Origin of the sequence: Mesorhizobium mediterraneum (assembly GCF_002284565.1) — a bacterium.
Taxonomy (GTDB): Bacteria; Pseudomonadota; Alphaproteobacteria; order Rhizobiales; family Rhizobiaceae; genus Mesorhizobium; species Mesorhizobium mediterraneum.
In genome coordinates, this window is sequence record NZ_NPKI01000018.1 from 137384 (window position 1) to 164347 (window position 26964).

21 protein-coding genes and 1 tRNA gene are annotated in these 26964 nt (G+C 63.9%); 13 read left to right on the forward strand and 9 right to left on the reverse strand.

Annotated elements, in window-relative coordinates; all coding sequences use genetic code 11:
• The first annotated feature begins 33 nt into the window (after nucleotides 1-33).
• Nucleotides 34-1665 (forward strand): tetratricopeptide repeat-containing sulfotransferase family protein, encoded by a 1632-nt coding sequence (locus CIT25_RS17055; protein WP_095485705.1) that lies wholly within the window; start codon nucleotides 34-36, stop codon nucleotides 1663-1665.
• A gap of 34 nt (nucleotides 1666-1699) precedes the next feature.
• Here the strand turns inward: CIT25_RS17055 and CIT25_RS17060 are convergent, their stop codons facing one another.
• On the reverse strand, nucleotides 1700-2758 hold the full coding sequence (locus tag CIT25_RS17060; RefSeq protein ID WP_095485706.1) for a D-TA family PLP-dependent enzyme: 1059 nt from the start codon (nucleotides 2756-2758) through the stop codon (nucleotides 1700-1702).
• 138 nt (nucleotides 2759-2896) lie between these two features.
• Here CIT25_RS17060 and CIT25_RS17065 point away from each other — a divergent pair, with 138 nt between their 5' ends.
• Nucleotides 2897-3583 (forward strand): D-lyxose/D-mannose family sugar isomerase, encoded by a 687-nt coding sequence (locus CIT25_RS17065; protein WP_095485707.1) that lies wholly within the window; start codon nucleotides 2897-2899, stop codon nucleotides 3581-3583.
• A 41-nt stretch (nucleotides 3584-3624) separates the two neighbouring features.
• Here CIT25_RS17065 and CIT25_RS17070 read toward each other — a convergent pair whose 3' ends face one another.
• The 5 genes from CIT25_RS17070 to CIT25_RS17090 are packed head-to-tail and all read right to left on the reverse strand — an operon-like array spanning nucleotide 3625 to nucleotide 8615.
• Nucleotides 3625-4935, reverse strand: a complete 1311-nt coding sequence (locus CIT25_RS17070; RefSeq protein WP_095485708.1) for an aspartate aminotransferase family protein — start codon at nucleotides 4933-4935, stop codon at nucleotides 3625-3627.
• On the reverse strand, nucleotides 4932-5699 hold the full coding sequence (locus CIT25_RS17075) for an N-formylglutamate amidohydrolase (protein WP_095485709.1): 768 nt from the start codon (nucleotides 5697-5699) through the stop codon (nucleotides 4932-4934). The genes CIT25_RS17070 and CIT25_RS17075 overlap by 4 nt, the downstream gene beginning before the upstream one ends.
• Complete coding sequence (locus CIT25_RS17080; protein ID WP_095485710.1) at nucleotides 5699-7021, reverse strand: type I glutamate--ammonia ligase; 1323 nt, start codon at nucleotides 7019-7021, stop codon at nucleotides 5699-5701. The genes CIT25_RS17075 and CIT25_RS17080 overlap by 1 nt, the downstream gene beginning before the upstream one ends.
• A complete protein-coding gene (locus tag CIT25_RS17085; protein ID WP_095485711.1) occupies nucleotides 7018-7665 on the reverse strand; it encodes a cysteine hydrolase family protein in 648 nt (215 codons plus the stop codon). Before CIT25_RS17085 ends, CIT25_RS17080 begins: the two co-directional genes overlap by 4 nt.
• Entirely contained in the window at nucleotides 7662-8615 is a 954-nt protein-coding gene (locus tag CIT25_RS17090; RefSeq protein ID WP_095485712.1) for a MurR/RpiR family transcriptional regulator, read from the reverse strand. Before CIT25_RS17090 ends, CIT25_RS17085 begins: the two co-directional genes overlap by 4 nt.
• Before the next feature lie 156 nt (nucleotides 8616-8771).
• On the opposite strand from CIT25_RS17090, the gene CIT25_RS17095 reads away from it, so the two are divergent.
• The 9 genes from CIT25_RS17095 to CIT25_RS38460 all read left to right on the forward strand — a co-directional run bounded on the left by CIT25_RS17095 (nucleotide 8772) and on the right by CIT25_RS38460 (nucleotide 20798).
• The gene (locus CIT25_RS17095) at nucleotides 8772-9938 is read left to right on the forward strand and encodes an NAD(P)/FAD-dependent oxidoreductase (protein WP_095485713.1); all 1167 of its coding nucleotides are present in this window, start codon (nucleotides 8772-8774) and stop codon (nucleotides 9936-9938) included.
• A gap of 14 nt (nucleotides 9939-9952) precedes the next feature.
• Nucleotides 9953-11815 (forward strand): branched-chain amino acid ABC transporter ATP-binding protein/permease, encoded by a 1863-nt coding sequence (locus CIT25_RS17100; RefSeq protein ID WP_245329882.1) that lies wholly within the window; start codon nucleotides 9953-9955, stop codon nucleotides 11813-11815.
• Between the two features lie 32 nt (nucleotides 11816-11847).
• Nucleotides 11848-13020, forward strand: coding sequence for an ABC transporter substrate-binding protein (locus CIT25_RS17105; RefSeq protein ID WP_095485715.1), 1173 nt, complete (start codon nucleotides 11848-11850; stop codon nucleotides 13018-13020).
• Nucleotides 13021-13024: 4 nt separating this feature from the next.
• Nucleotides 13025-13729, forward strand: coding sequence for an ABC transporter ATP-binding protein (locus CIT25_RS17110; RefSeq protein ID WP_095485716.1), 705 nt, complete (start codon nucleotides 13025-13027; stop codon nucleotides 13727-13729).
• Between the two features lie 3 nt (nucleotides 13730-13732).
• Nucleotides 13733-14614, forward strand: coding sequence for a branched-chain amino acid ABC transporter permease (locus tag CIT25_RS17115; protein WP_095485717.1), 882 nt, complete (start codon nucleotides 13733-13735; stop codon nucleotides 14612-14614).
• 364 nt (nucleotides 14615-14978) lie between these two features.
• A complete protein-coding gene (locus CIT25_RS17125) occupies nucleotides 14979-15608 on the forward strand; it encodes an FMN-binding negative transcriptional regulator (RefSeq protein ID WP_095485719.1) in 630 nt (209 codons plus the stop codon).
• 29 nt (nucleotides 15609-15637) lie between these two features.
• Nucleotides 15638-16693 carry an ornithine cyclodeaminase gene (locus CIT25_RS17130; RefSeq protein WP_095485720.1) on the forward strand — a complete coding sequence of 352 codons (1056 nt, stop codon included), beginning with the start codon at nucleotides 15638-15640 and terminating at the stop codon, nucleotides 16691-16693.
• A 126-nt stretch (nucleotides 16694-16819) separates the two neighbouring features.
• On the forward strand, nucleotides 16820-20629 hold the full coding sequence (gene metH, locus CIT25_RS17135) for a methionine synthase (RefSeq protein WP_095485721.1): 3810 nt from the start codon (nucleotides 16820-16822) through the stop codon (nucleotides 20627-20629).
• A complete protein-coding gene (locus tag CIT25_RS38460) occupies nucleotides 20616-20798 on the forward strand; it encodes an HK97 family phage prohead protease (protein WP_365989408.1) in 183 nt (60 codons plus the stop codon). Before metH ends, CIT25_RS38460 begins: the two co-directional genes overlap by 14 nt.
• Nucleotides 20799-21235: 437 nt before the next feature.
• Here the strand turns inward: CIT25_RS38460 and CIT25_RS17140 are convergent, their stop codons facing one another.
• The 3 genes from CIT25_RS17140 to CIT25_RS17150 all read right to left on the reverse strand — a co-directional run bounded on the left by CIT25_RS17140 (nucleotide 21236) and on the right by CIT25_RS17150 (nucleotide 24044).
• Nucleotides 21236-21430 (reverse strand): hypothetical protein, encoded by a 195-nt coding sequence (locus CIT25_RS17140; RefSeq protein WP_245329883.1) that lies wholly within the window; start codon nucleotides 21428-21430, stop codon nucleotides 21236-21238.
• Between the two features lie 1060 nt (nucleotides 21431-22490).
• Nucleotides 22491-22564, reverse strand: a tRNA-Gln gene (locus CIT25_RS17145).
• 547 nt (nucleotides 22565-23111) lie between these two features.
• A complete protein-coding gene (locus CIT25_RS17150; protein ID WP_095485722.1) occupies nucleotides 23112-24044 on the reverse strand; it encodes a lysylphosphatidylglycerol synthase domain-containing protein in 933 nt (310 codons plus the stop codon).
• Nucleotides 24045-24546: 502 nt separating this feature from the next.
• Between CIT25_RS17150 and CIT25_RS17160 the strand changes: the two genes are divergently transcribed.
• Both CIT25_RS17160 and CIT25_RS17170 read left to right on the forward strand, forming a co-directional pair.
• Nucleotides 24547-25926 carry a Ppx/GppA phosphatase family protein gene (locus CIT25_RS17160; protein ID WP_095485723.1) on the forward strand — a complete coding sequence of 460 codons (1380 nt, stop codon included), beginning with the start codon at nucleotides 24547-24549 and terminating at the stop codon, nucleotides 25924-25926.
• Between the two features lie 306 nt (nucleotides 25927-26232).
• Nucleotides 26233-26928 carry an RlmE family RNA methyltransferase gene (locus tag CIT25_RS17170; RefSeq protein WP_095485724.1) on the forward strand — a complete coding sequence of 232 codons (696 nt, stop codon included), beginning with the start codon at nucleotides 26233-26235 and terminating at the stop codon, nucleotides 26926-26928.
• Nucleotides 26929-26964: the final 36 nt, after the last annotated feature.

A 26964-nucleotide genomic window follows, 5' to 3' on the forward strand; every position in this document is an offset into this window, starting at 1 on the left:
CTGACTGCCGTTGCAGGCGATTGGGGGTGAAGCATGCCGCTCTTGCCACGCCGGCAGCCTGTCGGTCTACCGGCCATGGTCCAGGACTTTCTCCCGGCCGCCGGCGAGTCGGCGCCGGAGACGTTGCAGCGCGGTATCGACCTGCAGCGCCGTAAGCGCTTTCGCGAAGCCGAGTTCTGCTATCAGACCGTGCTTCGCCGGCAGCCCAAAAATGCCATGGCGCTCAATCTGATGGGTACGCTGGCGATCGAGGCCCAACGAATTGAGACGGCCATCGACTTTATGAAGCGTGCGGTCAAGCTCGAACCGGGCAACGCCATTTTCCGCAACAATCTCGGCAACGCCTACAACCTGGTCGGCAACATCGAGCAGGCGCGCAAACAGCTGAAAAAAGCGATCGAGCTCGACGGGCGGCTTGTCGAGGCCTTATGCAATCTCGGCAAATCCTACCGGAGCCAGCTCGAGGGCGACATCGCCGAGGGTTTCTATCGCCGTGCACTGGCGGTCGACGGCCAGTCGCTGACAGCGCTTGTCGGCATGGGCGAGTTGCTCACCGACATGGGCCGGCAAGCCGAGGCGGTCGAATGCTTTGGCCGCGCCATCGCCATCGACAAGGCGAATGTCGAGGCGCTGTCCGGGCTGGCGCTCGCGCGTCGGGCCGTCAAGGGCGATCCAGCTCTGGCTTTGGTGCGGGGCCGCCTCGAACTGCCGATGACCACCGATCGCGAGCGGGTTATCCTGCATCACGCCGCCGGAAAAATCCTCAACGACCAGCGCGAGTATCGCCTGGCTATCCACCATTTCGCCCGGGCCAAGGCAATCTCCGGCAATGATTTCGACATTGCCCTGCACACGCGGCTCTATGACAGTTTCATCGAGACTTTCGACGCCGGTTTTTTCGAAGCGCGGCCAAAATTCGGCAATCCGTCCGAACGGCCGGTCTTCATTGTCGGTATGCCACGTTCAGGAACGACGTTGACCGAGCAAATATGCGCCAGCCATCACGATATCCATGGTGCCGGTGAACTGCCGACCATCCGTTCATTGGCCGGCGAACTTGGATTCGACCAGCTTGATCCGGCGATTTTCGCCAAGGCCATGGCGGCGCTCACACCGGCGAAGGCGAGGGAGCTTGGCTCGAAATATCTCGACCATCTCAACAAGCGCAACGGCAAGGCGGCGTGTGTCGTCGACAAGATGCCGCATAATTTCGAGCTGCTGGCTTTCATCAGCCTGATTTTGCCGAATGCCCGCATCGTCCACTGCAGGCGTGACCCGATGGACAATTGCACGTCCTGTTTCATGCACAATTTCTCCGATACCCACGGCTACAATGCCGATCTGACCAAGCTTGGGCAGTATTACCGGCAATATGATCGCCTGATGCGCCATTGGGCCAAGGTCGTGCCGCTTGCCATCCATGACATGCCCTACGAAAAAACGGTGGCTGATTTCGAGACCCAAGCCCGCGGATTGATCGGATTCCTTGCCGTCGAATGGGACGATGCGTGTCTTCGTTTCCACGAAACCGAGCGCACGGTGCGCACGCCGAGCCGCTGGCAGGTACGCCAGCCGATCTATTCGTCCTCGGTCGAGCGCTGGAAACTGTACGGCGATGCCCTCGATCCGCTGAGGGCTGCGCTGGGTCCGCTTGTCCAACCCTGATCCAAACGGTCGTTCGGTCCGAACGGCCTCGATCTCAGCTCATGCGGCCGCGTGCCGCCACCGGCAGCGTCTCCAGCACCCGTTCTCCGTCGACCAGATGCACCTCGTCGAACAGGTTGGTGACCACACAGCAATGGTCGGGCACGACGCGCACGCGCTCGCCGATACGCAGCCTGGCGTCGCCGGAAAGCGTGATGTTGCCGTGCTCCTCGCTGAGGCCGGTGACGGTGGCGCCCGGAACGCCGAGCAATTCGCCGAAATCAGGCAGCCCCAGTGTGTCGCTGGACAAGGCTTTGCTGCCGGCATCGAGGATGGCCCGTGTCGGCGTCGGATGGCTGACCACCGTCGACAGCACCGTCAGCGCGCAATCGTCGAGGCTTCCGACGCCTTTGGCGACCTGGTAGCGGTCGAGATAGATGTAGGTGCCGGGGCGGTACTCGGTGACGACGGAAGCCTCGCTTGAGCGCCACATATCCGGCGTGCCGCCGCTGGAGATGCGTTCGCAGGCAAGACCGGATGCAGCGAGCGCCTGGCGTGCATCGGCGAGCCATGCCTCAGCCTCGGCAGCGCGGCCTGCCGCGGGATAGGTCATAAGCCCGCCGAAGGCGAGCCCCTTGGCCTTGTCGATCTCTCTGGCCAATGCGACCGCCTCGCTGGCCGACTGGACGCCGCAGCGGCCCATGCCGGTATCGCATTCCACCAGCACCTGTAGCGGCTGGCCTGGATCGGTGAAGGTGGCGGCGAGACCCCCGAGCGTTTCCATGCTGTCTGATGTCACCGACAGCGTCACACGGCCGTGCAGCGCCTTGAGGCGCTCCAGCTTGGCCTTGCCCAGAATGTTGTAAGGGAGAAAAATGTCGGTGAGGCCGGCATCGGCCATCACCTCGGCCTCACCGATCTTCTGGCAGGTGATGCCAACCGCACCCGCTGCGATCTGCTTCTTTGCCCAGTAAGGCAGTTTGTGGGTCTTGATGTGCGGCCTGAGCTTCAGACCGTGCCGGTCGGCATGGGCCTGCGCCCGCGCGATGTTGGCTTCGGCGCGGGCGGCGTCGATCAGGATTGCCGGTGTATCGAGGTCATCTATGCTGCGCATGGATTATCACCCTGGGGATTTGCCTGGACTTATGGCCTTGATCGGCCCGGATGTCATGAGGCCAGCATGCGCTTTACGTCGACACCGGAGCGGTGTTCGGTTATGCGCTGTAGGCCCGCCTGAAGAAGGATCACGATCATGAAACGTTCAACCGTCAACGACATCATCCGCGATGCCGATGCCTTCATCCGCTCGTTCGGCTACATCATGCCGCCCTTCGCCTATTGGTCGCCGGAAGAGATGAAGGCGCGTCGGCAGGATTCGTCGGCCATCTTCTCCTCCCGGCTTGGCTGGGACATCACCGATTATGGCCAGGGCAAGTTCAACGAACTCGGCCTCTTCCTGTTCACCGTTCGCAACGGCCGCTATGAGGACATGAAGAAGGGCATGGGCATGCTCTATGCCGAAAAGATCATGATCTCGCGCAAGGATCAGCTGTCGCCGATGCACCGCCACAACATCAAGGCCGAAGACATCATCAACCGTGGTGGCGGCAGGCTGGTGCTGGAACTGTTCATGCATGATCGCGATGGCGGCATTGATCCGAAGGCCGAGGTATCGGTGCCTGTCGACGGAACCATCCACAGGCTGCCGGCGGGCGGGCTCCTGAAGCTCGACCCAGGCCAGAGCGTCACGCTTCTGCCGGGCGTCTGGCACGCCTTCTGGGCCGAGGGCAAGGATGTGCTGATCGGCGAGGTGTCGACCGTCAACGACGATCTTACCGACAATGTCTTCCGCGAACCGATCGGCCGCTTCGCAGACATCGACGAGGATGTCGCGCCGCTGCACCTCTTGGTGTCCGACTACGAGAAGTGGGTAGGGTAGCTTTTCCCAATGGCGGGCGCCGCCCTTCATCTGGCCCCCGCCTACCACATCATGAAGGAAGCGACGTCCGCGTCGGAGACCTTGCCTGCCATCACGTCGGCGATCGCCTGGTCGACGATGGCCACGCCCTCAGCCACCTCGTGCTCGGTCAGCGTCAGCGGCGGCATGAATTCGAGCACATTGGCCTTCAGCCCGACATAGGTGAAGGCCGCACCCAGTTCGTAGCCGCGATAGATGATCTTGGCCGTCGTCGTCGCCGCGACCGGCTCGCGTGTCTTGCGGTCCTTGACCAGATCGACACCGACGGCAAGGCCACGCCCGCGCACGTTGCCGATGATCTCGTGTTTTGCGCCGAGCGCCCGCAGCGCATCTGTAAACAGCGTGCCGACGCGCGCCGAGCGTTCGACCAGGCCTTCGCTGTCGATTGTTTTCAGCACAGCGTTGCCGGCGGACGTCGCCACGGGATTGCCGGCGGTCGTCTGCAGCGCGAAGGCCGGCGCGTGATCCATGATCTCCTTCGGGCCGACAACGGCCGAAAGCGGCAGGCCGCCGCCGATACCCTTGCCGAATACGACGAGATCGGGCGTCAGACCTTCGTGCTGGAAACAGTGCATCATGCCGCTGCGGGCCAGCCCAACCTTGACCTCGTCGACGACTATTCTGATGCCGTGCCTGCGGCAACGCTCTTGCAACGCTTTGAGGAAGCCGGGCGGCGGCACGATCAGCCCGCCATCCGACATCAGTGGCTCGATGAATACGGCAGCCACCTGATGCGGCGGGCAGGTGGTCTCGAACTGGTAGTCGAGGAGAGCAAGAACAGCCTCGGCGCTGAACTGCGGCCGGTACGGATCGGGGTAGGGGAGCAAAAGCACCCCTGGCCTCGGCAGCGTGTGGGTCATGGCGGTATGGCCGCTGATGCCCATCGAGCCGGAGAGATTGCCGTGATAGGAGCCGATGAAGGAGATGAAGCGCGAGCGGCCTGTCGCGGCCTGCAGAACGCGCACGGCGCAGTCATTGGCGTCCGACCCGGAATGGCCGAACCAGACGCGCCGTTCGCCGTTGCCCGGTGTGATCGCCAGCAGCCGCTCGGCCAGCGAAACTGCTGGTTCGTTCGGGTAGAGCAGGAGACTGGCGCCCGCCATGTCGCGGATCGACGCTTCGACCGCGGCGACGATGGCCGGATGGCCGTAACCGAGGATTGCCGGACCGGCCGAGCCGGACAGGTCGAGCAGCGAGCGGCCGCCTTCCTCGATCAGCCGATTGCCCTGGCCGCCGACGACGCTCAGCGGCGAGAAACGCAGCTTGCCGATTTGGGCGATGGTTGCCGCGTCGCGCTCGCGCAGATTGCTCATGACGCCTTCTCCTTCTGCTGCGCGGGCAAGGCGGCGGCCAGACGGTTCGCCCACGCCTCGATGCCGGAGCGGCTCGACAACAGATCCTGCCGGATCTCTATGAGAACGGCGGGAATACCGCGATCGTCGCCATGGATGGGCACCGCGTAGTCGGCGTCGCGGCTGATCACGTAAGGCACGTTCGCCCCGACATTGAGCGCGCCGTCGACACCTAGGCCGGCGAGGATCGCTTCGCCGAAATCGCCGGCGCGATCGTAAAGCACGCCGGCATGCCAAGGCCGGGAAATCCCGAGGAAGACCGGCGTGAAGCTGTGGATCGTCGCGATCCGCGTCGGCCTGCCGTCCTTCGCCCGGCGGTCGAGATGGGCGGCCACCTGGTCATGGAAAGGCGCGAACATGATTTCGGCGCGCCGTGCCCGCTCGGACGGATCGAGCCCGATATTGCCGGGAATGTCGGTGTCTTCGGAGAGCACAGGAATGCTGCCGCTCGTGCCCAGCGGCCGGTTGAGATCGATTAGCAGCCGCGAATAGCCGCTGAGGAAGGCAGGCGCATCGAGCAGCACCGACAGACGGCGCGTCACTTCGGCGGCGCCGATATCCCAGGCGATGTGACGTTGCAAATGGCTGATATCGAGCCCGAGCTGTCCATATTCCGCCGGAATGTGGTTGGATGCATGCTCGCACAACAGCACGATGTCGGAGCGGCCATTTTCGTTGAGCACGTCGACGGCAGCCGGCCACCCAGTTGCAAGCTGCGCAGCCATCAATAAAGCGTCCGGTAGAGGTCGCAGACAGCCACCGGATCGAGACCGGCAAGGCGCTCGGTCTCATGCCGCTTGAGGCCGACGAAGGTCTCGATGAAGACAGGCGCGAACCATCCGGTTACGGTGCTGTCGGCGGCGAGCGCGTCGAGCGCCGCCGGCAGGGTTTCCGGCAGGCGTATGAGGCCAAGCTTCTTGCGCTCCGCCTCGCTCATCAGCGTCGGGTCGCCGGTGACCAGCGGCGGCGTCGGCAGCTTTGCTTTCAGCCCTTCCAGTCCCGCGCGCACGATGGCCGCCAGTGACAGATAGGGATTGCCGGTGGCGTCGGCGGCCCGGTATTCGATGTTGTATTGCCGCGCCGGGTCGCGCCCGCCGATCGTCACCGTCGGGCAGATGCGCAAGGACGCCTCACGGTCGCGATCGGCAAGCCAGGTGTAGGACGAGCTCCAGCTATGCGGCTTCAGCCGGTAGTAGGATGACACGCTCGCCGCCGTCATCGCGGTGATACCAGGCAGATGGCGAAGCACCCCGGCACAGAAGGCGCCGGCCTGGCTGGAAAGGCCGCCCGGTCGTGCTGGGTCGTAGGTCGCCGGCTTGCCGGCCGCATCGACGAAGCTGAAATGGATGTGGACGCCGTTGCCGACGGCGTCGGGAGCGGCTTTCGGCGTGAAGCTGGCGCGCCAGCCGGCACTGCGCGCGACTTCGCGGGTGATTTCTCGGATGGCGACAGCGCGGTCGGCCGCGGCAAGCGCATCGGTTGGCTCGTGCGTCACCTCGAATTGGTCGGTGCCGAATTCGGCGATGACCACTTCGGGCGCGACGCCCGCTTCTTCCAGCGCCGCCATCAAATTGGGAGCAAACGGGTCGGCGCGGCGTAGCGCGGCGAACGACATAGAATGAGCTGGCGCGAAGTCGGCGTCGGCGATATGGAATTCATGCTCGAAGGCGGCGACGACGGAAAGCCCGGTTGCGGCCTTCAACTCCGCCAGCGCATCTATGAGCATGGTGCGTGTGCAGCCGACCCATGGGCTGCCGTCGAGTTCGACGATGTTGCCGGCGACCATATCGAAGGCTGTCGCCGATCCGGTCAGCACTGTCCGAAAACGGGCGTTGAGGTCAGGCACCAGCCGCACATCGCCGGAGGAGCCCCAGGGATTGGGATCGACGATGGAATTGAACGGCGTCAGCGACAGATTGGCCTGCAGCCAGCCGACGCCGGTGGCGGCGATCTTCTGCAGCTTGCTTTCGACGACCGAGCGGCCGCGCGTGATGGCGGAGAGATCGGTGGTGACGACGGCAACGAGCGGTTCGACGGTCGATGTCATGCAGGTTTTCCCAAGGCTTCGAAGCGGGCGGCTATGGTGGCGGTATCAGTGACCCAGCAATAGCCGCCAAACGCCTTGAGGGCACCATCATGGCGCTCCTGCGTGGCGGCCGCGCAGGCATCAGACACGCAGGTGACGAGGTAGCCGCGATCGGCGGCGTCGCGCACCGCCATGTCGACGCACTGGTCGGTCATGATGCCGGCAACGATCAGGTAACGCACGCCGAGGTTCTTCAAGACATAATCGATGTTGGTCGAGTTGAAGACGCCAGACGACGTCTTCGGCAGCATGATCTCGTCGCCGACCGGCGCCAGCGACGACACTGGCAGGCCTTCCGGCCGGCTGGGCGCGATATGGATCGGCGTCAGCTTGTGGTCGAGCGAGCAGTCGCGGCCGTCTTCCGTCAAGCTCTGGATGATGGTGTGGATCACCTCGACGCCATTGGCGCGGGCGGCCGCCAGCAGGCGTTCCTGGTTGGGGATCGTCTGCGACGCCGTCTGCCGGTAGAAATAGTGGTCAGGGCCGCGCTCCGGATGCGCCGGATCGGCGCCGGGCTCCAGCCAAACACGTTGCATGTCGACCAGAAGCAGCGCGGTTTCGCCGGCCCGGAAGGGCTCGTTTCGTTTTGGCAATGCCTGCGTCATGCTTTCTGGTCCTGCTTCACTGATTTGGATTGGACTGATTTAGGTTGGGCTGATTTGGGCCCGGGCATCCTGCGTGTCCCGGTTTCTTCGGGGCCGGCACTGTCGAGGGTCACGGCATTCGCATGCCGCACCTCCTCCAACTTTTCGATGCGTTCGCGGGCGCCATCGCTTAGCGTGGACACGATATCGGCGACCAGCGCCTCCATCTGCGCAATCGCCGGCGCCAGCGTGTCGTATGGGGAGGCGACTTCCAGCGGGCTGACGATGGTGACCTCGGCGAGATCGGCGATCGGCGACAGCCATTGATCGGTGAACAGCACGATGCGCACGTCGCGCGCCGCCGCCTGCCGGGTGTAGTCGATGACGTCGAACTGGTAGCGGCGATAATCGAAAACGACCAGCACGTCGCGGCGGCCAAGATCGGCCAGCGTGTCGAAGGCCTGTGCCGACAACGTGCCGAGGTCGCGCACACCCGGCCTGAATTGCAGCATGTAGCCGGCGAACATGCTGGCGATATGGCGGCTGAAACGGCCGCCGAGCATGACCGCCTCGCCCTTGGCTTCCATCAGCAAACGGGCGGCGCGCTCGTAACTCTGCAACGGCGTCAGGCTGACCGATTTCTCGAGCGCAGCACCGACCGAGCCGAGATAGGCGAGGATGGCGCTATCTTCCGCGCCTGTCGGCCGCTTGGCTTCCATCATAAGCAGGGGTGAATGCAGCCTGGCCTCGACTTCGGCCAGAAGCTTCGCCTGGAAGTCCGGAAAGCCATCATAGCCGAGCTTCACCACCAGCCTGACCACGGTCGGGTCGCTGACGCCGGCACGCCGGGCCAGTGACGAAGCGGTGCCGAGGCCGGAGGTCGGATAGTCGGTCAGAAGCAGCCGGACGATCTTTTCCTCCGACGGCGTCAGCGCAAAATCCCCGCGCATCAGAACATCGCGTATCGACATTGGCCTCCCCAAAATCGGTGTTGGGCTTACCTGCCTCGTTGTGTCGAGTTTATTACAGAGATTTTAATTTCGGTCAACAATGAAGAGATATTGACATAACCGGACGACTGGTCTTAGCTTTGTCGGAAAGCAGCCAAGAGACTGTGGGGAACAGCCATGCGGACTGGAAGCGACGTCATCGTCGTCGGCGCGGGTATCGTTGGATCGAGCGCGACCTATCATCTGGCCGCGTCCGGTGTCGAGGTGACGCTTGTCGAGCAGACGCACCCCGCCGGCGGGCCGTCCGGCAAGTCCTCGGCGCTGCTGCATGCCTTCTATTTGATGCCGGAACTGTCGCAGCTTGCCATTCGTGGCCGCGAGATCCTTGTGTCCTTGCCGGAGATATCAGGCGAGGGCTCCTTCGTCACCGAGATCGGCATGATGTGGGTCTGCGGCAACGACAATGAAGCGAGCTGGAAGGCCGCCGCCGAACGCATTCGCGGCGAGGGCGCATTGATCGAGACGCTGTCGCCACAGGCCTTCGCCAATGCCGCGCCCGGCTTTGCGCTGAACAATGTGGCGCTGGCGCTATGGGAGCCCGAGTACGGCTATGCCGACGCCTTCGGCGCAACCAATGCAATTGCCCGCGCCGCCAAGGCACGCGGTGCCAGGATCATGCAGAACAGCCTCGTCGAACGGCTTGTGAAAGAGGGCGACCGCATCAGCGGCGTCGCGCTCGCCGATGGAACGGTGCTGAAGGCCGATGCCGTGGTGCTCGCCGCCGGGCCATGGACGCGCCGGCTGCTGGCGACGGTCGGCCTCGATCTGCCTCTGCATGTCGAGCGCCACCCGATGGCCGTGCTCGACGCCGCCGGCAAGGCGCGCCAGGTCATGCCTTTCGCTTGGTGCGACGACATCTCCTGTAACTATGCGCGGCCCGACAATGACGGCGTCATTCTTGCCGGCACCTGGGCCGGCGGCGGCACCGGCTTGCGTCATGAGCACGCAGGCCGTCCGCGTTTCGTCGATAACCCCGACGACTACATGGAAGGCGTCGAGGAATCAGAATCGGTCGAGATCCTCGAGACCTTCGCGACGCGCGTGCCGGCGATGGCCGATCTTGGCATCCGCCCCGGCTATGCCGGGCTTTACGACATGAGCCCCGACGACCTGCCGGTGATCGGCGCCATGCCTGGCATCGACGGACTTTTCGTTTCGGCCGGCTCCTCGGGCCACGGCTTCAAGACCGGCCCGGCGGTCGGCGAAGCGGTGGCAAGACTGGTCACCGAAGGCGCCCAGCCGATCCTGGCACCGTTTTCGCCCAGCCGCTTCAAGGCCGCCTGATGGCGTCGGCGGCGATGAGCGAGGGCAGGGCGCGGTCGTTGATGCCGGCCGCGTTTCGCAACGCCTCAGCCGATGCGCTTTGCATGGTGGCGGTGCTGCTGCTGGCGGGGCTCATTGTCTTCTTCTTCGGCGGCGCCGCCATGCAGCGCGTCGTCACCTATGCCGCGATCATGCTGACGGCGGTGCTCGGGCTGCAGATATTCTCCGGCAACAGCGGCATCGTCTCCTTCGGCCACGCCGCCTTTGTCGGTCTCGGCGCCTATGCCACCGGCATCCTGACCATGCCGGCGGCGCTGCAGCGCACCGCGTTGCGCGACCTGCCGCAGTTTCTCGCTGGCTATGAACTCTCCTTCTTCGCCGCGCTCGCCGTCGTGCTGATCCTTGCGATCGTCATCGGCCTGCTGACCGGCACGCCTCTGCTCAGGCTGTCCGGATCGAGCGCTTCCATCGCCACGCTCGCCATGCTGATCATCGTCTACACGCTACTGGTTGCCGGACGCGAGATCACCCGCGGCAGCCAGCCCTTTTACGGCGTGCCGCGCGAGGTCGGTCTGTGGACCGCTATCGGCGTCGCTTCGGTGGCGCTGGTCGTGGCGAGGCTGTTCCGCGAGACTGCCTTCGGCCTTGCCACCCGCGCCGCCGCCAATGACGAGCGCGGTGCCGCCGCCGTCGGCGTCGATCAGCGCACCTCGCGGCTGGCCGCTTGGGTGGTGGGCGCGGTCGCCGCCATGGCCGCGGGCGCCATGATGGCGCAGTTCCTTGGCGCCTTTTCGCCGCGCGACTTCTATTTCGACCTCGGCTTCACCTTGCTGGCCATGCTGATCGTCGGTGGCATGAGCTCCTCGCTCGGCGCCTTTGCCGGCGTCGTCGTCACCATCGTCGTTATCGAGGTGGTGCGTCGCTTCGAAGGCGGCGGCGAGGTGTTCGGCCTGCATCTGCCGGTGCTGTTCGGCCTGACCCAGGGCGTGCTCGCCATCGCCATGATCCTGGTCATCTGGCGGCGGCCGACTGGCCTGTTCGGCGAGCGCGAATTGAACCTTTTGCGCCGGCCCGCCCGCCAAGTCGCGACTATCCCGGCTGCGCCGCTGCTGCATGCCGAGCGCGACCGGCTCACCGCCGATCATCTGTCGCGGCGCTATGCCGGCGTCGTCGCCGTCGACGACGTCACGCTCGCCTTCGACACCGATAGCATCACCGGCATCATCGGCCCGAACGGCGCCGGCAAGACGACGCTGCTCAACATGCTGGCCGGCGACGTCGAGCCGAGCGCCGGCAGCGTGTCGATCGGCGGTTCGGTGAGGCGGGCCTCGGCTTTCCGCTTCGCCCGCTCCGGCGTTGCCCGCACTTTCCAGAACATCCGCGTCTTCCCGCAAATGACTGTACTGGAAAATGTCGTGGTCGCCGCCCGCTCGGTCGAGCCCGATCTTGCCAGTGCCGAGGCGGCGGCAATGCGCGAGCTTTCCCGCATGGGCCTGGAGAAATTTGCCGATCAGCCCGCCGCCGGGCTCGCCTATGGCCAGCGCCGCCGGCTGGAGGTGGCGCGGGCGCTGGCGCTGAAACCGCGCTTCCTGCTGCTCGACGAGCCCGCCGCCGGCATGAACGCGGTCGAAACTGGCGAGCTGGTTTCCATCCTCTCGGCCGTCCGCACCGAGCGGCGCATCGGTGTCGTCCTGATCGAGCACGACATGCGGCTGGTGATGAACCTGTGCGAACGCATCGTCGTCATCGACCATGGCCGCGTCATCGCCGACGGCACGCCCGCCGAAGTGCAAAAGAACCCTGCCGTCATCGCCGCCTATCTCGGCAGCCGCACCGCCCGCGCCAAGACGGGACAAGAAACGCCCGCCAACGAAACACCTGCAAGTGAAACCGCATAGCCAACGATAACAAATCCAGAAGGAGAACCGACATGCCAAAGCTTTATCGCCTTCACCGCGCCGCCCTCTATGCAGCGGTGTTCGGCACGACCGTCGCCGTCGTTTCCACTGCTTCCGCCGAAGAGATCATCATTGGCGCCGCGACCGCGCAGACCGGCGGCCTTGCTCCCTACGACCAGCCGGCACTTGCCGGTCTGCGCATGGCGCTCGACGAACTCAACGCCAAGGGCGGTCTCGCAGGCAAATACACCGTCAAGCTGATCATCAAGGACACCCGCTCCGACACGGCGCAGACCGCCACCGTCGCCCAGGAACTGATCGACGCCGGCGCCAAGATCATGATCACGCCGTGTGACGCCGACCCCTCGATCTCGGCCGGCCAGCTCACCCAGCCGCTCGGCATTCCGACATTGACGCTGTGCGGCTCCGCCCCGGTGCTCACCGCCGCGGTCGGCGACGTCATGTTCGGCACCTATCCGGCCGACAATGTGCAGGCGACCGCGGTCGCCGACTTCGCCGTCGCCGAAGGCAAGAAGAAGGTCTTTCTCTTGACCTCGCCGGATTCCACCTACACGGCCAACCTGCCCGAATATTTCGGCAAGGTGTTTGAAAAGAAGGGCGGCGCTGTCGTCGGCCGCGGTACTTTCACCATGGGCCAGCCGGACTTCTCTGCCGAGATCACCAACATCAAGAGCCTCGCCGACCAGCCGGACCTGATCATGACGGCCGCCTACGAGCCTGATTTCCCGGCCTTCATCCAGCAATTGCGCGGCGCCGGCGTCACCATTCCGGTCTATGGCGCCGATGCCATCGGCACACCGACCATCAAGGGATTGGGCAAGCTGGTCGACGGCGTCGTCTACACGGCGGCCGGCTATGCCGAGCCGGGCAGCAAGCTGGAGGCCTTCAACGCCGCCTTCGCCAAATATGCCGGCCACGCGCCGGAATCGACCTATGAGGTGAATGGCTACGAGATCGGGCTGATCCTCGACCAGGCGGTCAAAACGGCCGGCTCCGATGATCCCAAGGCGATCCGCGACGCCATTGCCGGCCTCAAGGACTTTGACGGCATCACCGGCAAGATCACCTATGCCGGCACCGACCGCATGCCGCTGAGGCCCGTGGCGCTGATGCGCTATGAGGGCGGCGAGGGCAAGCACATCCAGACCATGATCCCCGACGCCGCCGACGTGCCGGCGCCGTGACATCATGCTGAGCGTCGAAGCCCTGAAAATACGTTACGGCGAAGTCGAGGCGGTGCGCCGCGTCGATCTCGCCGTCGACAGCGGCGAGATCATCGCGCTGGTCGGCGCCAATGGCGCCGGCAAGAGCTCGACGCTTGGCGCCATCGCCGGGCTGGTGCCTGCTGTATCAGGCAAAGTGGTCTTCGACGGCGTCGACATCACCGGCCTGGCGCCGGAGGCGATCGCCCGCAAGGGTGTGTCGCTGGTGCCGGAGGGCCGGCGCATCTTCGCTGGCCTGACCGTGGCCGACAATCTGCGTCTCGGCGGCGCGATGCACCTGCCGGCGACGGAGGCGAGGGCGCGCGAAGAGGAGATGCTGGAGCTGTTTCCGATTCTGCGGCGCTACCATCGCGTCAAGGGTGGCAATCTCTCCGGCGGCGAGCAGCAGATGCTGGCCATCGCCCGGGCATTGATGGGCAAACCGCGCATGGTGCTGCTCGACGAGCCGTCGCTCGGCCTTGCCCCGCAGCTGATCGACACCGTCTTCGACCTGATCGCCGAATTGCGCCGCAACGGCCTGACCATCCTTCTGGTCGAGCAGAACGTGGCGCTGGCGCTGGAGATCGCCGACCGCGCCATCGTGCTTGCCAATGGCGAGGTGGTGCTGTCGGGCACCGCGAAGGAGCTCGCCACCTCGGACCTTGTCCGCCAAGCCTATCTCGGAGCCTGAACCATGATCGCGCAGCAGATCATCAATGCGGTGAGCCTCGGCGGCGTCTATGCGCTGCTGGCACTGGGGCTGGCGATCGTCTTTTCCATCGTCGGCCTGATCAACTTCGCCCATGGCGAGCTGATGACACTGTCGGGCTATGCCTTGCTTGCCGCGCTGGTTTTCGGTCTGCCGTTTCCGGCGGCGGTGCTCGTCGCCGTGTCCTGCGGCGCGCTCGCGGCAGTTGCCATGGAACGCGTCGCCTTCCGGCCGATGCGCGGCGCCAGCGTCACCAGCCTGCTTCTGACCAGCTTCGCCGTTTCGAGCCTGCTGAAGGTCGTCTTCCAGAACGGCATCTCGGCCCGGCCGCAGGCCGTCGCCATGCCCAGCTGGATGACCGGCGCCTTCTCGTTCGGCGATTTCACCATCGGCGTCGGCCCGAGCATCTCCATCGTCGTCTCGGCATTGGCCCTGATTGCGCTGGAACTCTTCCTGCGCCGCACCGTGACCGGCACGGCGATGCGCGCCGCGGCCGAGGATTTCAATGTCGTCCGGCTGATGGGCATCCCGGCCAGCCGCATCATCGCCACCGCCTTCCTGCTCTCCGGCCTGCTGGCCGGGCTGGCGGCGATGCTGTGGGTGGCGCAGCGCGCTTCCGTCGATCCGCTGATGGGGTTCACCCCGGTGCTGAAGGCCTTCATCGCCGCGGTCGTCGGTGGGCTGGGCAGCCTGCCGGGCGCGGTCGCCGGCGGCTTCCTGCTCGGCATCATCGAAGTGCTGCTGCAGGCGACGCTGCCGGCAGCGGTCGCACCTTATCGCGACGCCATCGTGCTCTCCGGCGTCATCGCCGTGCTGCTGGTGCGGCCGCAAGGCCTGATCCCGGCGGTTCGCGTGCAGAGAAGCTAGTTCCTTAGTGCAAAAGTTCTGAAAGGTCGGATAGTGCTTACGTTGGCAGATCGCAAGCCTTGGAGATTGGCTGAAAACACCCATCGCTTCGTCATCCTGGGGCGGAGCAAGGAGCGAAGCGACGCGGCGCAGACCCCAGGATCCATGCCGCGACTTCAGAGCGCTGCTACGGTGCAGAATTCTGCTCCGCGGCGCCCTTCGGCCAAGATTACGGCATGGATCCCAGGGTCTCCGCGACGGAGCTCCGCTCCTGCTTCGCCCAGGGATGACGAAGTTGGAGAAGCCTCGGCCAATCCCGAACGTTGCAGATGGCCAGCACGGCAGCGACTGTCAAGATCACTCATGTCGAGGAACTAGCCCCATAATGTACACCAAGCCCGAATTCGCGCCGCTCTCGCAGGACGACGTCTTCGGCCTGATCGAGGCGGCGGCCTTCGCCACGGTGGTGACGTCAGGGCCGGAGGGACTCGTCGCCTCGCATCTGCCTATCGTGCTCGACCGAAAGCGGGGAGCGAACGGCACGCTGGTGTCGCATCTGGCCCGGCAGAACCCGCACAGCGCGTTGATTGCGGAGGGCCGGGAGACGATCGCAATCTTCCACGGGCCGCATGGCTATATCTCGCCGTCCTGGTATCCGCGCAACCCGGTGCGCGACAGCGCGCCGACCTGGAACTTCGCCGTCGTCCATTGCCACGGCCGGCCGGCGCCACTCGACGATCACGCCACCGCCCGGCACCTCTTGCGGCTTGTCGACGTGCTGGAAAAGGGCCGCGCCGACCGCTGGCGCATGCGCGAGCTCGGGCCGGGCGGCATGGAGCGGCGCATACCGCACATCCTTGGCTTCGACCTGCCGATCGAACGGCTCGAGGCCAAGTTCAAGATGGGGCAGGACGAGCGGCTCTACGACACCAATGCCGCGATCGGCACGCTGGAGCGGAGCGATCCGGCACTGGCGACGATGATGAAGGCGCACAACGCGCATCGCAAGGACTGACCGTCGCAGCAATGCGGGCAAGGACAAAAATGATCCCCAATCTCAACATCGTCCCTTTCGTCAGCGTCGACCACATGATGAAGCTGGTGCTGAAGATCGGGGTCGAGCGTTTCCTCACCGAGCTCGCCTTCTACATCGAGGATGATTTCCGCCGCTGGGAAGCCTTCGACAAGTCGCCGCGCGTCGCCTCGCACAGCGCCGAGGGCGTCATCGAGCTGATGCCGACCAGCGACGGCGAGGTCTATGGCTTCAAATATGTCAACGGCCATCCCAAGAACATGCGCGAGGGCCGCCAGACCGTGACCGCCTTCGGGATGCTGGCCGACGTCCACAATGGCTACCCCGTGCTGCTGTCGGAAATGACCATCCTGACCGCGCTGCGCACCGCGGCGATGTCGGCGCTCGCGGCCAAGCATCTGGCGCCACCCGGCGCTGACTGCATGGCGCTGATTGGCAATGGCGCCCAGGCGGAATTCCAGGCCCTGGCCTTCAAGGCCTTGCTGGGTGTGCGCAAGCTGCGCTTCTTCGACATCGACCGCTCGGCGACGGAAAAGTGCATCCGCAATCTCGATGGTTTTGGCTTCGAAATGGTCGCCTGCCGCTCTACCGAAGAGGCCGTCGAGGGGGCTGAGATCATCACTACCGTCACCGCCGACAAGCAGTACGCCACCATCCTCACCGACAACATGGTCGGCTCGGGCGTGCACATCAATGCGGTTGGCGGCGATTGTCCGGGGAAGACTGAACTGCATCGCGATATCCTGCTGCGCTCCGACATCTTCGTCGAATACCCGCCGCAGACCCGCATCGAGGGCGAGATCCAGCAGCTTGCTCCGGACCATCCCGTGACCGAGCTGTGGCAGGTCATCACCGGCGTCGTACAAGGCCGGCGCGACCCGGCCCAGATCACGCTGTTCGATTCGGTCGGCTTCGCCATCGAGGATTTCTCGGCGCTGCGCTATGTCAGGGACCAGCTGCGATTAACCGGCCTCTACCAGGAACTCGACATGCTGGCCGACCCGGACGAGCCACGCGACCTGTTCGGCATGCTGCTAAGAGCGGCAGTGGTGGCGAAGGCGGGTTAGGCGGCGGTGTAGCGCCGGCAGGCAGTACCCCTAGCGACAGGGGTGACAGCAGCAGCCGAATAGCGTATATTGACATAAAGATGTCTTTATGTGACTTAGGCGCGACTGTCGCCCCGAGGACGAAATATGTCGCAAAACCCATCATCGTTGGATGATTTATTCGGCCCCGTCGCGGCCAAGCCCGACGGTTCGGAAGTGCTTGCAGCACTGACGGCGGCGGCGCGCGAACGCATCCTCATCCTCGACGGCGCCATGGGCACGCAGATCCAGGGCCTCGGCTTCGATGAGAATCATTTCCGTGGCGACAAATTCGCGGAGTGCGCCTGCCATCAGCAAGGCAACAACGACCTTTTGATCCTGACGCAGCCCAAGGCGATCGAGGAGATCCACTATCGCTACGCCATCGCCGGGGCGGATATCCTTGAAACCAACACCTTCTCCTCGACCGCCATCGCCCAGGCGGATTACGGCATGGAGGACGCGGTCTACGCGCTGAACCGCGATGGTGCGCGGCTGGTGCGCAGGGCAGCGGTGAGGGCACAGCAGGAGGACGGCAAGCGTCGCTACGTCGCCGGTGCGCTGGGACCGACCAACCGCACCGCCTCGATGTCGCCGGATGTCAACAATCCCGGCTACCGCGCCGTGACGTTCGACGAATTGCGCCTTGCCTATGGCGAGCAGCTGCGCGGTCTCATCGACGGCGGCGCCGACATCATCCTGATCGAGACCATTTTTGATACGCTGAACGCCAAGGCGGCGATCTTCGCCTGCAACGAGATATTCATCGAGAAGGACGTGCATCTGCCGGTGATGATATCAGGCACGATCACCGACCTGTCCGGCCGCACGCTGTCCGGCCAGACGCCGACGGCTTTCTGGCACTCGGTCCGTCACGCCAACCCGTTCACGATAGGCCTTAATTGCGCGCTGGGCGCCAAAGCCATGCGCGCGCATCTGGACGAAATATCAGGCGTCGCCGACACCTTTGTCTGTGCCTATCCCAATGCCGGCCTGCCCAATGAATTCGGCCGTTATGACGAGAGCCCGGAATTCATGGCCGCGCAGATCGAGGATTTTGCGCGCGACGGATTGGTCAACATCGTCGGCGGCTGTTGCGGCTCGACGCCGGACCACATCCGCGCCATCGCACAGGCGGTGAAGAAATACCCGCCGCGCGCTGTTCCCGTCATCGAACCGAAGATGCGCCTGTCGGGGCTCGAGCCGTTCACGCTGACCGACGAAATTCCGTTCGTGAATGTCGGCGAGCGGACCAACGTCACCGGCTCGGCGAAATTCAGGAAGCTGATCACGGCCGGCGACTATGCTGCCGCGCTCGACGTCGCGCGCGACCAGGTCGCCAACGGCGCGCAGATCATCGACATCAACATGGACGAAGGCCTGATCGATTCGCAGAGGGCGATGGTCGAATATCTCAACCTGATTGCCGCCGAGCCGGATATCGCCCGCGTTCCCGTGATGATCGACAGCTCCAAATGGGAGATCATCGAAGCCGGCCTGAAATGCGTGCAGGGCAAGCCGCTGGTCAACTCCATCTCGATGAAGGAGGGCGAGGAAGCCTTTCTGCACCATGCGAAGCTCGTCCGCGCGTATGGCGCGGCGGTGGTCGTCATGGCCTTCGACGAGGACGGCCAGGCCGACACCAAGGCGCGCAAGGTCGAAATCTGCACCCGCGCCTACAAGCTTTTGACCGAGCAGGCCGGATTCCCGCCCGAGGACATCGTTTTCGATCCGAACATCTTCGCCATCGCCACCGGCATCGACGAGCACAACAATTACGGCGTCGACTTCATCGAAGCCGCACGGCAGATCACCGCGACGCTTCCCCATGTCCATATATCGGGCGGCGTGTCGAACCTCTCCTTCTCGTTTCGCGGCAACGAGCCGGTGCGCGAGGCCATGCATGCCGTGTTCCTCTACCATGCCATCCAGGCGGGCATGGACATGGGCATCGTCAATGCCGGGCAGCTTGCCGTCTACGACACCATCGATCCGGACCTGCGCGAAGCCTGCGAGGACGTCGTCAACAATCGTCAGCCGAAGGGCGGCGGCACCGCGACCGAACGCATGCTGGAACTCGCCGAACGTTTCAAGGGCACGGCGGGCAAGGAGGCGCAGGAACGCGATCTCGCATGGCGTGACTGGCCCGTCGAGCAGCGCATTTCGCACGCGCTGGTCAACGGCATCACCGAATTCATCGACCAGGACACCGACGAAGCGCGCTTTGCCGTCGAGCGCCCGCTGCATGTCATCGAAGGTCCGCTGATGGCAGGAATGAATGTCGTCGGCGATCTGTTCGGCGCGGGAAAAATGTTCCTGCCGCAAGTGGTGAAGTCCGCCCGCGTCATGAAGCAGGCGGTGGCGGGCCTGCTGCCGCACATGGAGGCGGAGAAGCTGGCGAACGCCGCCAATGGCGTCGAGACCGGCGAGCGCCAGACCGCCGGAAAGATCCTGATGGCGACGGTGAAGGGCGATGTCCACGACATCGGCAAGAACATCGTCGGCGTGGTTCTGGCCTGCAACAATTACGAGATCATCGACCTCGGCGTCATGGTGCCGGCGGCGAAGATCCTGCAGACGGCGCGCGAGCGGCAGGTCGACATTATCGGCCTGTCCGGCCTGATCACGCCCTCGCTCGACGAGATGGCGCACATGGCCGCCGAGATGGAGCGCGAAGGCTTTGACATTCCGCTGTTGATCGGTGGCGCGACGACCAGCCGCGTGCACACGGCGGTAAAGATCCATCCGCGCTATGCCAGGGGCCAGACGGTCTACGTCACCGATGCCAGCCGCGCGGTCGGCGTGGTGTCGGCGCTTTTGTCGAACGAGACCAAGGGCGGTTATGTCGACAATGTTCGTGCCGAATACAAGAAGGTAGCCGATGCGCATGCGCGCAGCGAAGCCGACAAGCAGCGCCTGCCGCTCGCCAAGGCGCGGGCCAATGCCCACAGGATCGACTGGTCGGCCTACGAGCCGCCGAAGCCTTCCTTCCTCGGCCTGAAAGTCTTCGAAGGCTGGGACCTGGCCGAGCTCGCGCGCTATATCGACTGGACGCCATTCTTCCAGACCTGGGAGCTGAAGGGGCGCTATCCAAAAATCCTCGACGACGAGGCTCAAGGGCCGGCGGCACGCCAGCTTTTCGAGGACGCCCAGGCGATGCTGAAAAAGATCATCGCGGAAAAATGGTTCGCGCCGAAGGGCGTGATCGGCTTCTGGCCGGCGAATACCGTCGGCGACGATATCAGGCTGTTCACGGACGATAAGCGATCGCAGGAGCTGGCGACCTTCTTCACGCTGCGCCAGCAACTAACCAAGCGCGACGGCAAGGCGAACGTCGCGCTGTCGGATTTCGTTGCGCCTGCCGACAGCGGCAAGGCCGACTATCTCGGTGGCTTCATCGTCACCGCTGGCATCGAGGAAGCGGTGATCGCCGAGCGCTTCGAGCGGGCGAACGACGACTACTCGTCGATCATGGTCAAGGCGCTGGCCGACCGTTTCGCCGAAGCCTTCGCCGAGCGCCTGCACGAGCGAGTGCGCAAGGACTTCTGGGCCTATGCACCGGACGAGGCTCTGGCGCCGGACGCGCTGATCGGCGAACCCTATCGCGGCATCCGCCCGGCGCCCGGCTATCCGGCGCAGCCCGATCACACGGAGAAAGCGACGCTGTTTCGCCTGCTCGACGGCGAGCGCAATGCCGGCGTCAGCCTGACCGAAAGCTTTGCGATGTGGCCGGGCTCCTCCGTGTCCGGCATCTACCTGTCGCATCCCGAGAGCTATTATTTCGGGGTGGCCAAGGTCGAACGCGACCAGGTCGAGGATTATGCGCGGCGCAAGGGCATGGCGCTTGCCGAGGTCGAGCGCTGGCTCGGTCCGATCCTCAACTATGTGCCGGCGCAGGGGCTGGATGCGGCCGCGTGAGCATAGTCGCAGACGGCCCTTGGGCTGGTTCGACGTCGAGACGCCAACCGGCTTGTCGTTTGGATTCATGGCCAGGGCCGAGGATTGGACAGAAACCTCAGGGCTGCCGCTTAGAACGCTGACCGGCATCGATCTGTTGGAGGTAGCGCTTACCGGCTTCCCAGCCTAACAAGCGACAGCGCAGCCTTGCGGCCTTTCGCCGTAGCAATGCTGCAACGAAGGTGCGCATGAAGATGGAGCTAGATCAGCGTGTGCGTGGTGTCCATTGATCGCATCGTCTTAGCTCCAGATGAACGCGAGGACGAAACCGGCAATAGCAATTGCCGAGATGACATTGGGCCATACGGCATCGTGGGCCGGTTTGGCTGGCTTGTACCTGTGCCCCGTGCGGGGCAGCAGGTCCGGATCGTAGCGCACGTGGCGCTTAAGATAGTATTTGATTGGCCGTTTCATCGCGGGCCTTGACCACCAGCGAGCTTAAGAGGAGGCGCTGTGCTGGCTGACCAAAAACTTGCGCTCAAGGCAACGGAATAGCATCATTCGAACGAACACTGTTCGTCATGACGAGTAGGGAAGTGAATGCGGTCGGCGCCGCTTTCAAAAAATCTAACCGCGCGTTCTGGCTTTCGGTTCTGGCGCGCTTTCCGACGGATTTTCAGTCAACTTTTCAGATCGCCGATCCCTTGCCAACAGGGACTTCTTTTTTCTCGCCGGCAGCTCATCACCCTCAGCGGTCGCGCGGCCATGCTTCGCGGCAATCGCATAGTCGGCTCTGTTCGTTCGATAGTCTTTTTTTTGCACAGCTATCTCCCGATTCAGAAGATTAACGCGGCATAGCGCCAGGCAGTTCCGAAGGTCGCTAATGTACAGCGACAGCACGCTTCGCTCTGGGGCGGCCCAGCGGCTTGGTTAGGGGGTGAGGCCGCTGGGCCTGACCAGCGAGTCTTCGGGGCGCGCGCTCGACTGGCTGTTTAATATTTTAGCTAAATCTAATGTAATCGAAACATGCGAACGAAGTACGCGGCGGCAATGGTCGACGTTCGGTGAGGAGACCCGCGCTAGCCCTTCAGCCTCATGCCCGGCCCGCCTCGAAATTACAAGCACAATCAGCAAGTAGGCGGTTTCGCATATCACGACTAGACTTTTAAGGCGAAAATGCCTTATGATTTCAATATCTTACAAGATATTGCTCTTGCGTCAGCTTCGATTCTCCGCCATGCTTTCTGGCGAGGGAAGGGTCACATGGGTCGACGCGGCGGCGGACCAGACCTTGGCCGGGGTGGCATAGCTATGTCCAAGGTCGAGACCTAAAAGCTTGCCGGCGATTTCCAGGTCGTCTCACACCACCGGCTGCCGGTGCCACTTCCGGCTTGGCTTTGTGAGAGCCGCAACCTGGAGACTTGCAAATGAACTTCCACGTAAACGCTGCCGGCATCGACGCCGACTGGCAATTCGAACTAGGGCATGGATCACACACCGCGACCAGCCCATGCCGTCGCTGGTGCTGTCTCGAGCGAAAGCCGGAAAGCTAGGAGATGTTTACGGCGTGCGCTCATTCGCAACCGTGGATCCGAATAGAGACAGGATGATATTGGGTAGTCTCAAGCCGATCGATGACGCGGCTTGGGCGGTTTGCTTGTTAACACCGGAATGGGCCGCCGAACTTGCGGCCTAGCTGGTGCGCGAAGCACCGGCAAACGACAAAACCCCGCTCCGACGGGAGTTTTTCATGTCGCCATGTTGCTATTGGCAGCCTCCGCTCATTACCAAGCCTTACAAATCAATGGCTTATGTTGCTGCCAATTCCAGCGCTAGCAACATGGTTTTTGGCGATTTAGGCAGCTAAGTGCTTGATTTTGTTTGGCTGGGGAACCTGGATTCGAACCAGGACTAACGGAGTCAGAGTCCGTGGGTCTACCGTTAACCTATTCCCCAGCAGGCGCGGTTGAAGAAAACCGCGCGGGCAGGGCGGCGATGGCGCCGCGCGTGCCTTGTAGCCGCCGCCGGAAAATAGTCAAGCCTGTGCCATGCTTCATTTGGGGCAATCGCGTCAGGTTTTTGATGCGTCCCTTACCCTTACACATTCCTCGACGAGACAGTGAAGCCACTGCATCGCTGCGTTCTTCGGCCACTGTAACGGCATGGATCCTAGGGTCTGCGCGACGTCGCTTCGCTCCTGCTTCGCCCTAGGATGACGAAAGGAGTGTAGTTTCGGCCAATCTCCAAGGTTGGAGATTTGCCATTAGCGTCAGCTTGGTTTGCGACCGGTGCTAATTTTCAACATTTGCGACTAGCCGTAAGCCAACACGCCTTCGTCATCCTAGGGCGGAGCAGGAGCGAAGCGACGTCGCGGAGACCCTAGGATCCATGCCGTTACCTCTGAGCGCTGCAGCGTAGAACGGCAGGGCCGCGCCTCACTCAGCGGCGCGGCCCTTCTTCCCCATTCTTCGCGCATCACCGTCTGAAACGATTGCCCGGCCTCTCACTTCCCACCCCGCCCGAGCTGCGAATGCTCGAAGAACAGCACGACGCCGAGCGCGATCACCAGCGGGATGATCAGGTAGAACAGCCGAAACACCAGCAGCGCGGCCAGCACGCCGACCGGGTCCATGTGCGACAGGCCGGCGAGGAAGACGACCTCGAACACGCCGAGCCCGCCCGGCGCATGCGAGATCTGCGCGATCGAGAACGACACCAGGAAGACGCCGAGCACGACGAAATAGCCGGGATTGCCTGATACGGGCAGGGCGAAGAAGATGATCGCCGCCGCTGCCAGAAGCTCGATCGGGCCGATCAGCAATTGCCGCGCGACGATCGGCAGGGCCGGATAATGGACCTGGAAGCTGCCGATCTTCAGCGGCCTGAGATGCAGCCAGCTGCCGAAGACATAGGCCGCCACCAGCAGCAGCATGATGATGCCCGCGGCAATCGTCAGGCCATGGTGCGGCGCGCCGGAAAACCGGTCGATAATCTCCGGCTCGAAGACCAGAACGAGGCCGGAGACGAGGATCGTCGACAGCACGAAGGTGATCCAGCAGATCGCTACCAGGACGCCGACATCCTGCCCGGTCAGCCCCCTTGTGCCATAGGCGCGATAGCGGATCACGGCGCCGGAGAACACCGAGCCGCCGATATTGTGCGACAGCGCGTAGGTGGTGAAGGAGCACAGGGTGACGAACAGCCAGGAGACTCGTCTGCCGATATGCAGGAGCGCTATGTGGTCGTAGCCGGCCAGCGACGCATAGGCGATGACCGAGCTCAGCGCGGCGAGCACCCAGCCGCGGGCAGGGATGGCGACGATGCCGTCCCAGACATCGTCGAGCGAAATGCCGCGCAATTCGTGCAGCAGCAGCCACAGCGAGAAGACGACCGCCGCAATGCCGACGACCGGCCAGAAATAGCGCCTCCAATTCATGACGTGACGATCATGCGTTGCAGCCCCGTTGCCCCTTTTTCGGTTCGCGTCGGGAAAACTGTCCGCGATTCCGAATGTTCCATCCCCGTCATTTAAGAAATGCCTTATCGAAGCCGGCTATTCAACCGGCAAGGCGTGTAGCGGAGGGAGAAGGAAAGCCTGGCGATCCTTCGCGCCCCCCTCTGTCCTGCCGGACATCTCCCCCACTTGTGGGGAGATTGGCCGCCACCGCCACTTTCGCCAATCCCCACCGTTGCAGAAATGGGCGGAGCGCCGAAGCTGCCAATCTCCCTCCTTGTGGGGGAGATGTCCGGCAGGACAGAGGGGGGCGCTGTCCCGCCATCATCGGGCCGAGCGGAGCGGCGAGACAATGTCACCCAAAATTCGCCCCCTGCGCTCTTGGTGATCCGGGCCGGCGCTGCTAGTCTGGCGGCAACTTAGAACACATGACAGCGCCTGCTGCGTCCGGTCTCCGGTTCGCGCGGCGCCGGAAGGAACTGAAGTGGAAGACCACGACACCGGCGCTGGCGCGCCGGATGTGGGCGTGTCCAGGGCTACGCCGCCGCCATCAGGCCAGGCAAGCCCATCCGCCGGCCGGCAGAATGGCCGCCCGGTGCAGCCTTGGTCCGGTCATGGACAGGCAGGCGACGCGCCCCAGCATCAGAATGGCCAGCAGAAGGCCAAGACCAGGAAGCGACGCAAACGCCGGCGCGGCCGCAAGGTTTTTGTGCGCGATGACGCTCAGCTCGCCGCGGCCGGACTGTCGGCGCCCGCCGCCACCGGCGCTCCAACAAGCCGTCCGCTCGAGGCGATCGTCGTGCCTTCGCCCTCAGCTGCGCCGAGCAGGCCGGAGCAGGATGTTCGCCGCCCGCCGGTGCAGGAACTGCCGGTGTTTGCCGCACTTGACCTCGGCACCAACAATTGCCGGCTGCTGGTGGCGGTGCCGACGCGGCATGGCCAGTTCCGCGTCATCGACGCTTTCTCGCGCATCGTCAGGCTTGGCGAGGGCCTCACCGCCAATGGCCGGCTAGGGCAGCCCGCGATGGACCGTGCGGTCGAGGCGCTGAAGATCTGCGGCGACAAATTGCGCAGCCGCAAGATCAGGAAGGCCCGGCTGATCGCCACCGAAGCCTGCCGCACCGCCGCGAACGGCGCCGAGTTCCTCGACCGCGTCGAGCGCGAGGCGGGTTTGAAGCTCGAGATCATCGACCGCCAGACCGAGGCGCGGCTGGCTGTGTCTGGCTGCGGCTCGCTGGTCGACCGCGACACGCAAGGCGTCGTCCTGTTCGACATCGGCGGCGGCTCCTCGGAAATCGCGCTGATCGATCTCACCGGCCACCGCTCGCCGAGGCTCGCCAACCATATCGTCTCCTGGACGTCGCTGCCGGTCGGAGTGGTTTCGCTGGCCGAGCGCTTCGGCGGCCGCACTGTCACCCGCGAGATCTTTGCCGCCATGGTCGAGGATGTGGCTGTGCGCCTGCACGCCTTTGACGGGCGCGACCGGCTGAGCCATGTACTCGCCAGCCCGAAATTCCATCTGCTCGGCACCTCGGGCACGGTGACGACGCTGGCCGGCGTCCACCTCGACCTCGAACGCTACGACCGCCGCCGGGTCGACGGGCTGTGGATGGACCGCGACAGCGTCGACCGCATGGTCGAAAAACTGGTCGGCTGGGACTTTCAGCAGCGCGTCGCCAACCCTTGCATCGGCGCCGATCGCGCCGATCTGGTGCTGGCCGGCTGCGCCATCCTGGAAGCGATCCGCGCGGTATGGCCGTCGGAAAGGCTGCGCGTTGCCGACCGCGGCTTGCGTGAAGGCATATTGAGCGAATTGATGGCCGACGACGGTGTCTGGCGCAACAGTGGACGTGGCAGCGCATGATCCCGAACCGAAGGACCGCGTCAGCGAAAAGTGGCAACCGGTTTTCTCGGACCCAAGCGGAAGCATTGCTTAGGTGAACAGTCGACCCCCACTCCGTCGAGCTTCGCTCGACACCTCTCCCCCGATCGACGGGGTAGAGGAAGGGCGCGAGCTTATGCAGGCTGGCGCCCTTCCTCTCCCTCCGGAGGGGGGAGAGGTGGCGCTGCGAAGCAGCGACGGAGTGGGGGAAGCCGTTCACGAAACGCGCAGCCGCCGAAAAACGGCCGCAACTCGGCGAGCGAGAAAACTCAAACAAGAAATCAAGCAATGACCAAGAAACCGGAAAAACCAGGCTCTGCCAGCATTCGCGTGCTGAAGACGCGGATCAAGAAGAAGAGCGGCCTGAAGGAATCGTCACGCCGCTGGCTGCAGCGCCACATCAACGATCCCTATGTCCAACGCTCCAAGGCCGACGGCTACCGCTCGCGTGCGGCCTACAAGCTGATCGAGATCGACGACAAGCACCATCTGCTCAAGCCCGGCATGAAGGTCATCGACCTTGGCGCGGCACCCGGCGGCTGGTGCCAGGTCGCCGCCGCGCGCACGAAATCGACGGCCGAACATCCGCATGTCGTCGGCATCGACTATCTCGAGATGGATGCGGTGCCCGGCGCGCCGGTGCTGTTGATGGATTTTCTCGATCCGCAGGCGCCCGAAAAGCTCGCCGAAACGCTGGGCGGCCGACCGGACATCGTTTTGTCCGACATGGCGGCGCCGACCACCGGGCATAAAAGGACCGATCACATCCGCACCATGTATCTGTGCGAAGTGGCTGCCGATTTCGCGCTGTCGGTGCTCAAGCCGGGCGGTCATTTTCTCGCCAAGACTTTTCAGGGCGGCGCCGAGAACGAATTGCTCGCCAGGCTCAAGCAGAATTTCCGCTCGGTCCATCACGTCAAGCCGCCGGCCTCGCGGGATGAATCCGTGGAGCTTTATCTGCTGGCGAAGGATTTTAAGGGATAGGGGCTTTTCCTTCTCCCCTTGTGGGAGAAGGTGGCC